This window comes from Metabacillus niabensis (genome assembly GCF_902829255.1).
GTDB lineage: Bacteria > Bacillota > Bacilli > Bacillales > Bacillaceae > Metabacillus > Metabacillus niabensis.
The window spans coordinates 1-7,238 of record NZ_CADEPK010000143.1; the positions used below are offsets into that span (position 1 = coordinate 1).

At 35.4% G+C, this 7,238-nt stretch carries 7 protein-coding genes; 4 read left to right on the forward strand and 3 right to left on the reverse strand.

Going from position 1 to position 7,238, the window contains the following annotated elements; translation table 11 throughout:
* Both HU235_RS24875 and HU235_RS11585 read left to right on the forward strand, forming a co-directional pair.
* Positions 1–205 (forward strand): hypothetical protein (locus HU235_RS24875; protein ID WP_217451436.1); only part of this gene is annotated, 205 nt, incomplete at its 5' end.
* 1 nt (position 206) lies between these two features.
* Positions 207–1,394: a M20 family metallopeptidase gene (locus tag HU235_RS11585; RefSeq protein ID WP_145584476.1), complete on the forward strand. Its 1,188-nt coding sequence runs from the start codon at positions 207–209 to the stop codon at positions 1,392–1,394.
* Between the two features lie 55 nt (positions 1,395–1,449).
* Here the strand turns inward: HU235_RS11585 and HU235_RS11590 are convergent, their stop codons facing one another.
* The 3 genes from HU235_RS11590 to HU235_RS11600 are packed head-to-tail and all read right to left on the reverse strand — an operon-like array spanning position 1,450 to position 4,131.
* Complete coding sequence (locus HU235_RS11590) at positions 1,450–2,169, reverse strand: EcsC family protein (RefSeq protein WP_095300980.1); 720 nt, start codon at positions 2,167–2,169, stop codon at positions 1,450–1,452.
* A 2-nt stretch (positions 2,170–2,171) separates the two neighbouring features.
* Positions 2,172–3,398, reverse strand: coding sequence for an ABC transporter permease (locus HU235_RS11595; protein ID WP_095300981.1), 1,227 nt, complete (start codon positions 3,396–3,398; stop codon positions 2,172–2,174).
* A complete protein-coding gene (locus HU235_RS11600) occupies positions 3,385–4,131 on the reverse strand; it encodes an ABC transporter ATP-binding protein (protein WP_145584480.1) in 747 nt (248 codons plus the stop codon). The genes HU235_RS11595 and HU235_RS11600 overlap by 14 nt, the downstream gene beginning before the upstream one ends.
* A gap of 1,092 nt (positions 4,132–5,223) precedes the next feature.
* Between HU235_RS11600 and HU235_RS11605 the strand changes: the two genes are divergently transcribed.
* Both HU235_RS11605 and serC read left to right on the forward strand, forming a co-directional pair.
* Positions 5,224–5,649 carry an HIT family protein gene (locus tag HU235_RS11605; protein WP_095300983.1) on the forward strand — a complete coding sequence of 142 codons (426 nt, stop codon included), beginning with the start codon at positions 5,224–5,226 and terminating at the stop codon, positions 5,647–5,649.
* Between the two features lie 405 nt (positions 5,650–6,054).
* Complete coding sequence (gene serC / locus HU235_RS11610; RefSeq protein ID WP_174880318.1) at positions 6,055–7,140, forward strand: 3-phosphoserine/phosphohydroxythreonine transaminase; 1,086 nt, start codon at positions 6,055–6,057, stop codon at positions 7,138–7,140.
* Positions 7,141–7,238 lie beyond the last annotated feature (98 nt).

Genomic DNA, 7,238 nt, shown 5'->3' on the forward strand with positions numbered 1-7,238 from the left:
AAACATAACAATGATTCCAACATATGAAAAGTATGCTTATTCTATAGGTATTTTCTATTTGCTCTCTTCCCTCTCCCTTGAATTTTTTAAATTTTTTGACTACAATCAATCTAATCATTTCGATACTAGTTTAATATATTTCCAGCAAAAGACATATGCTTTTACAATCTATAGAGTGTCAAATCAAATAGGAGGAGAAATTTAAAATGATCGAGCATTTGTTCACGAGCCTTGATAATCATTTTTCAGAAATGGTTAAAATTCGCCGATATTTACATATGCACCCAGAGGTTTCCTTTAAAGAAGTGAAAACAGCAAAATATATTTATAACTTTTACCAAAAACTTGGTGTTGATGTACGGGCAAATGTAGGTGGAAATGGTGTTGTTGCCACAATTAAAGGTGATAATTCAGGACCTACTGTTGCTTTACGCGCAGACTTTGATGCTCTCCCTATTCAGGATGAAAAGGACGTTCCTTACAAATCAACAGTTCCTGGGGTTATGCATGCTTGTGGACATGATGGGCATACAGCAACATTACTTGTACTAGCAAAGGTACTTTTCAATCACCGCCATTTATTAAATGGAAACATTGTATTTATCCACCAGCATGCAGAGGAATATGCTCCAGGTGGGGCAAAATCAATGATTGAAGACGGTTGTTTAGATGGTGTTGATGTCATTTTCGGTACACATCTATGGGCGACAGAGCCTGTTGGAAAAATTCAATATCGTGTTGGACCATTTATGGCTGCTGCAGATCGATTTGAACTGACGATAAATGGGAAAGGAGGCCATGGTGCACAGCCTCATAAGACGAAGGACGCAATTGTTATAGGCTCACAAGTCGTCGCAAATCTCCAACAAATCGTTAGCCGAAAGGTAGATCCTATCCAACCCGCAGTAGTTACTGTTGGATCATTTGTTGCCGAAAATGCTTTTAATATTATTGCTGATACAGCTCAATTAATAGGCACTGTTCGAACATTCGAGGAGGATGTTCGAAAACAAATAGAAGAAGAAATCGAAAAAGTTGTTTCTGGAACATGTTCGATGAGCGGTGCTACTTATGATTATCAGTTTGTGAGAGGGTATCCAGCAGTAGTAAACCATTTAGACGAGACAATGTTTCTAATTAAGGCTGCTCAGCAAGTCCCTGGTGTAGAATTGATAGAGGAAAGCCCACAACAAATGGGTGGTGAAGATTTCGCATATTATTTACAACATGTGAAAGGGACTTTTTTCTTTACTGGAGCGATGCCAGCAAATGATACTGATGCATACCCACACCACCACCCTAAATTTGATATTGATGAACGGGCATTGTTAATAGCTGCTAAAACTCTTTGCAAAGCGGCAATTCAATACCAGCTAGAATATAGTTCTTCTTAATTTTTATCTTTATATAATTATTAGGGTCAGTCCCCAATTACGGGGGACTGACCCTTTAATTTGCTTTTGGCTTTGAAAAAATTCTCAATCGATAACAATTCATTGCTGTTTCTCCTAGATGCTGCACGAGATTATAGTTAGCGACACCACCGACTATCGCACCGATGCCAGGGACCAATTGCATCATTTTCACAAGGTCAATATAGTCTCTATATTCCTGTTGAAAAATCCGCCAATCTACATCCTCTACTTTAAACTTATACGTATCCCAATGTTCAACTAACTCAAGCGCTTCCGCTTTATGTGCCTCACTCGAGAATGCAAGCTGAAATACGTATAATAAAAACAAACGCTCACTCTTCTCTTTTGTGCTGTATCCGTATATACTTGCAACTTCAAATAAAAACTTCATTTTAATGCTAAGGAAAAGCGGAAAATCTGCTAATCCAAGAAGTATTCCACCAGCACCAGTTGTTGCTCCTTCGATTGCTGCCGTTTTTTTATAATTCTCAATTGCTTTTTGAACTAATTGTTCTCGCTCCTCAAATGTAAGGTTTTCCGCTCCTTTTGGAAAAGTGGTTATATCAGATCCGACTATTGTTGCTTGGACCATCATTTTTATACTTTCTGTTATTGTATGATGCACCTTTTCTGGGATAAATTGGTTCACTTTCGTTTGTGCTTTTTTTGACGTGCGTTCGAGAAGTGAAGGCTTCCTAAGCAATTTATGCTTCCATAGCTTTGCCTCTTCAGCCTTTTGACTTTCATAGCCCATAATTAAACACCTTTTTCACCTTTTTTTATTCGATTTTTCATATAGACAAATACGAATATACATACAAAAAACACATTCACACATAATGTAATGGCAAACAGGACAAAATCAGCTGTTAATAGCGTCACAATCGAATAAATAATTGATTGACTAATGAGAACCTTAAACATAATTTGTAAAAAGCTTGCCAACTTTTTCTCCTCAGCATATGGGTAAAGATTCGGTAGCTCAAGTAAATCAAAATGTTTATATAAGCTCATGATTTGAATACCAGTAAGAAACGAAAAGAGAACAACAACAATACTATTGCCTAAAACTTGCTCGCTCGTAAAGAAGATAATGATGCTTCCAATAATCGTTAAGCGTACAACAATACCACTATAATCACCAGAGCGGAGAAATGCTCTTAAAAATAAATAGCCAAAAACATGCTGCCTATCATATTTAACCTGGTTTAATAGCCAATCTAAATATTTCCGACGCTTTGCACGCTTTTTTAATTTAGGAACATCTGTAAACAAATTCGCTATTTTGTAAAACGATTGCTTCTTCTCTTCTTCCCTTTTAATAAGCTGATCCCATTTGAGCGCTTTCGGTTTAATTAGTTTTGAAAAATAAACATCATATAGCGCCATTATGAGAAAAATAATAAGGACAAATGGATAGTTTTCTGAAAGGATAAAAAATATTGTGCAAAGATTCATAATGAATCGTACGATCAGGTCACTCCATTTTGTTGAAGCTTCTGTAAAAAACTCCATTTTCCAGCCCATTCGCAAATTCCAAAACTTAACGATTAAGATAAGGATTAAGCTTGCAAGAAATACTAAACCGCTTGCCGAGGTTATTTTCAAATACAATGGTGCAAAAAGGATAAACGTAACGACGATGATAAAGCTCTGGGTTACAAAGCTATATGTAAAAGCCTTTTGAAAATACCCCTTCATTTGATGCTCCATCGGAAGTAAGAAAACAACATCCGCTTCCTTCACAAGCGTCCTTACACTTGATGTAAGAACAATAAAGGCAAAGGTTATTGACATGATGATCACGGCAGGAAAATTTTCAGGAATTGTCTGAAGCCAGCCTTGATAGGCAACTGCTCCCCCAGCTGCTAAAAAAATAAACACAAACAGTAAATGGTCATTTAGCATATATTTCAGATATGACCTTGTTTCATTTATATGGTGATTAACCCTCGTTCTCCAAATCTCATCAATGCTCTTCATCTTGCTCTTCCTTTGTTAACTGAATATAAAGATCGTCAAGTGTTGCGTCTTTCATTCCAAATTGTTCTCGTAATTGCTCTAAAGTACCTTTGGCGCGAATTTCACCATTATGTAAGATAATAAATGAATCACAATATCTTTCAGCTGTTGCAAGAATATGTGTTGACATTAAAATGCCTGAGCCTTGCTGCTTAGCCTTTTCCATCATCTCTAGCAATGAATTAATCGCTAATGGATCAAGACCGACAAATGGCTCATCAATAATGTATAATGCTGGCTCAATCAAAAATGAGCACATAATCATTACTTTTTGCTTCATTCCCTTTGAGAAATGAGCTGGAAACCATTTAAGCCGTTTTTCCATTCTAAACTCTTTAAGAAGTGGGTGAAGACGCTCTTCAAATGTTTTCTTATCAAGACCATAGGCCATTGCAGTTAATTCCAAATGCTCGAAAAGTGTTAATTCTTCATATAATATAGGCGTCTCAGGAATAAAACTAAATTGTGAGCGATATGCAGCTGGATCTTCAGCAAATGTTTTATTATTAATTGTAATTTGCCCTTTATGTGCTTCCATAAGACCAATAATATGTTTAATCGTTGTGCTTTTCCCAGCTCCATTTAGCCCAATCAATCCGACAATTTCCCCTTCGTTTATTTCAAAGGAAATATCCTTTAAAACAGGGTATCTTGTATATCCACCTGTTAATTGATTAACTTTTAACAACGTCATATTTTATGGGAACTCCTTTTTCTTTTTATCTTATCATAAAGCTAGCGAGACTTCATTCAGTGAAAGTTTTCTTTCTTACTTCTTACATTGAGATAAATTGCTTTCCAAATATATAACGTGGAAAAGAGCGACCTCATCATTAAAAAAGGTAATCCTTATCTTATATCCTCCATACGTTACATAAATCCGTTACAAGCTGTAAAAGAACGATTCAGTGTGTAAATTCTTCCTTTTATCATCACCTAATTTTATGCATAATCAAACCCTTAAAGGACATCATAATGTATGAGGAAGGGACAATTTGTCGAAGACAAGTCTTTAAAGGCTTTGTCCAAGACTTCCTCAAGTAAGGAAGTTTGAAACCATTGTATACACGAATTATAAATGAGGTGTTTACGGGCCGTTATTTCGAGAAATAGACGCTCATAAGTTAACATCCTTGTAAATGAGGTGTTTGTCAAAGACATTTTCCAACAGCGTTAAGAAGTGTATCACGACTTAACAGGGAGTTGGTAGCTTTGGACCATGGTGAAAAAACAAACTAATTAGCATTTACTAAAAAGTAAATGAGGTGTTTGTCAAAGACAATTTCCTTTCTTTATATGAAAGTAATTGTTAACAAAACCTTGGTTATACAACCCTTTAGAAAATGAGGTGTTTACGGGCCGTACTTTTCTGTCATGAAACGCTCGCATTTAACGTCATTTCATAATGAGGTGTTTGTCAAAGATAATCGATCATAAAGTTAAGCAGATAAGATCACTTAACTGGGGGATGATTGCTTTGAACAATGGTGATTTACACATCAATTAGCATAAACATGTTAAATGAGGTGTTTATCAAAATAACTTCCTTTCAAAACCTGAGTTTCCTTCCCTTCTTTAGAACAGGGTGACATCCACATCACCCTGTTCTTTTTATGTATGTCCATGCCCTATGATTTTCAAGAAGAATTATGGTAAAATACGGTTAACATATCTGTATTAGACAATATTCAGCATGACTTTTCATTTACGAATGATCATAGCATAAGGATTTTACAAAAGCTGTTGAATTTTGTTTACTACTCAATAATTTGAAAGTGGTGAAATAATGAGCGATTGTATTTTTTGCAAAATTATTAATGGTGAGATTCCAAGTGCAAAAGTATTTGAAAATGAACATGTCTACGCATTCCTTGATATTAGCCAAGTAACAAAGGGACATACTCTCGTTGTACCAAAAGTACATAAGGAAAATATTTATGAGCTAACACCAGACATTGCGAGTAAGCTTTTTGAGGTAGTACCACAAATCGCCAATTCGATTAAAGAGCAATTTCAACCTGTAGGCATGAATTTACTTAACAATAATGGCGAAAAGGCAGGACAATCTGTGTTCCACTATCACATGCACATCATTCCAAGATACGGAAAAGGTGATGGTTTTGGCGCAGTTTGGAAAGATCACTCTGGCCAATATTCTTCTGAACAATTACAGGAAATTGCAGCTTCTATTCAAAAAGGGCTCTCTAATTAACCAAAATTGCGGCAAGCAGTTTTGGTTTTTTTAGTTATTGTCGATTCATCTTAGTTGTTTCTTTCCTCATGTAGTGCTTCCCTTTCACAAAGAGGTCTAGGAGTCTTCTTTGTGTTATACCTGTAGCGTCTCCCTTTTCGTATTCTCTCTAAAAACAAAGTGTTAAAAACTCACAATAGAAATTAATAAAAACTAGTAATTAAAGCTAAATAAATCATGTTAACGTTTTCCTGAAAACTTTCATAAAGAATGAAAATATTCAGTCTATATTTCCTTATCTTTTCATGATAGGATATGATTATTATTTAACTATTTTAATAGACTGATTCACTAACACATCATCAAAAGATGAAGGAAATATGAGATTTGCATACTCTTTTATCCTTCACACATTTCGAGGAGGCAATGAAATTGCGAGCTTATAATTTTAATGCAGGACCAGCAGCTATACCATTAGAAGTGCTTGAACGCGCGCAAAAGGAATTAGTTAACTTCAACAATACGGGAATGTCCGTTATGGAGTTAAGCCACAGAAGTAAAGATTATGAAGAAGTTCATAATCGTGCGAATGCTCTATTAAGAGAACTATTAGGTATTCCGGATACGTATGAAGTATTATTTTTACAAGGTGGAGCAAGTTTACAATTTTCGATGATTCCTATGAATTTTTTGCAAGAAAATAAAACTGCACACTACATTCTATCTGGTTCTTGGTCTGAGAAGGCACTTAAAGAAGCAAAAGCCTTCGGAGAAACACGGATTTTAGCATCAAGCAAAGAAGAAAATTATTCTCGAATTCCAACTGACTATTCTTTAGAGGATATAAAAGATGGAGCTTATTTACACATTACATCTAATAATACAATTTTTGGTACACAATGGAATGAGTATCCAACGAGTCCAATTCCTTTAATTGCTGATATGTCTAGTGATATCCTTTGTAAGGAAATTGATGTAGAGAAATTCTCCCTTATCTATGCAGGAGCTCAAAAAAATCTCGGCCCATCTGGTGTTACTGTTGTGATTGTGAAAAAGGACTTTTTAGAAACAGCACGTCCAAACGTACCGACTATTTTAAAATACTCAACACATGCTGATAATAATTCCTTATACAATACACCACCAACATTTGCGATTTATATGCTATCACTTGTTTTAGAATGGGTAAAAGAACAAGGTGGCGTAAAGGCAATCCAAAAGGTAAATGAAGAAAAAGCAGGCTATATCTATAGTGCAATCGATGAAAGTGAAGGCTTTTACAAAGCTCATGCAACAGAAGATAGCCGTTCTTTAATGAATATTACGTTTACATTGCCTAATGAAGAATTAACGAAAAAATTCCTTCAGGAAGCAAAGGAACGTCAATTTATTGGACTTGCTGGACACCGTTCTGTTGGCGGTTGTAGAGCATCTGCTTACAATGCAGTACCTAAGGAATCTTGTCTTGCACTAGCCAACTTTATGACAGAATTTAAAAACAAAAATAGCTAATTGCCTTTAAAAAATTCTATACGTTAATCGTATATGTTGTTATAATATTGATAATCTCTCGCAATAGGAAATAGTTCACTATTGGAGAGATATAAGAG

Coding starts and splice junctions, on each gene's coding strand:
- HU235_RS11605 (WP_095300983.1), top strand. CDS start 5,224: ATGAGCGATTGTATTTTTTGCAAAATTATTAATGGTGAGATTCCAAGT.
- HU235_RS11595 (WP_095300981.1), bottom strand. CDS start 3,398: ATGAAGAGCATTGATGAGATTTGGAGAACGAGGGTTAATCACCATATA.
- HU235_RS11585 (WP_145584476.1), top strand. CDS start 207: ATGATCGAGCATTTGTTCACGAGCCTTGATAATCATTTTTCAGAAATG.
- HU235_RS11590 (WP_095300980.1), bottom strand. CDS start 2,169: ATGGGCTATGAAAGTCAAAAGGCTGAAGAGGCAAAGCTATGGAAGCAT.
- serC (WP_174880318.1), top strand. CDS start 6,055: ATGAAATTGCGAGCTTATAATTTTAATGCAGGACCAGCAGCTATACCA.
- HU235_RS11600 (WP_145584480.1), bottom strand. CDS start 4,131: ATGACGTTGTTAAAAGTTAATCAATTAACAGGTGGATATACAAGATAC.